At 35.5% G+C, this 1,143-nt stretch carries 1 protein-coding gene; it reads left to right on the top strand.

Translation table 11 applies throughout. The annotated features are described in order from the left end of the window. Positions 1-939, top strand: a 939-nt coding sequence (locus E1171_RS05850) for an acyltransferase family protein (protein WP_187696285.1), incomplete at its 5' end; no start/stop codon positions are given. Positions 940-1,143: the final 204 nt, after the last annotated feature.

Raw genomic sequence — 1,143 nt, 5'->3', positions numbered from 1 at the left:
ATCAATATCCCCTATTTTTACCTTCGGCGCTTATTGCGTATTTGGCCACTGTATTTCTTTTGTTTGTTTTTTGGTTTTATTGTTTTTCCTTTATTAAAATCCTTGTTTGGGCAAGTCCCCAACGAAACAGCCAATCCCTGGCTTTTTGTTAGTTTCTTAAGCAATATCAACAACATCAAAAATGGTCTTCCCGATGCTTCTATTCTGGGGGTGCTTTGGTCTGTTTCAATTGAGGAGCAGTTTTATCTTTTTTGGCCGTTATTTATGGCCCTTTTTAGAAAACAGCGTCCATTGTTGTTTTTAACCATATTAATAGGGTCTCTGTTTTTTCGCTACTTTCATTATGCTGATTCTTCTGTCATCTATTTCCATACTTTTAGTGTGATTTCTGACATGGCATTGGGTGGCTTGTTGGCCTGGCTTTGTTTCGAAAAAGAAAGTTTTGTGACAAATATAAGTTATCTAAAGAAGCCACTTATATTCAGTATATATCTTCTAGGCATCCTCCTAATCATTTTTAGAAAGGATATCTTCGCCTCTCCAATGGGTATTACTTTTGAAAACCTGACCCTCTCCACCTTCTTCGGTTTTATTATTCTGGAGCAGAATTATAGCAACCATTCCTTTTTTAAGGTCGGTAATAACAAATTCTTTACCCAATGGGGGAAGTATACCTATGGCCTCTATTGCTTACATTTTATTGGTATTTTGAGTGCTACGCATATTTCTCAGATTTTGGGGACCAATAAATCTTTGTTTGGGGTATTGGTATGGGAAACAGCTTTAGCTCTTTCAATCAGTATGGCTACTGCTTGGTTGTCCTTCCATCTTTATGAAATTCATTTCTTAAAATTGAAGGTCAGGTTTGGGTTTGTCACTACTGTAAAGGAAAAAAGGAGGAATACTATGGATCCTATGGAAGAAGAACTGATGGTTTAAGGGCCATATTGCTTGCAGCCTTAACTTCCTAAAGCCAAACTCATTTTCAAAATCTATTAAATCATTATTTTCGGCTGATTATTAATTTTTTTGATTTAACCAAAGGTGTCGCAAGCGATAGTTTTATGGGACGTTGTATGCACTTTTCTTCAAACGACTCAATCAATTGATATTTGTTATTTAGGTCTATTTTTTACAATAATT

It is taken from the genome of Xanthovirga aplysinae, from assembly GCF_009711365.1.
In the GTDB taxonomy this organism is placed as follows: Bacteria; Bacteroidota; Bacteroidia; order Cytophagales; family Cyclobacteriaceae; genus Xanthovirga; species Xanthovirga aplysinae.
The sequence above is the reverse complement of the archived record's forward strand: the minus strand, read 5'-3'. Positions and strand labels throughout refer to the sequence as shown.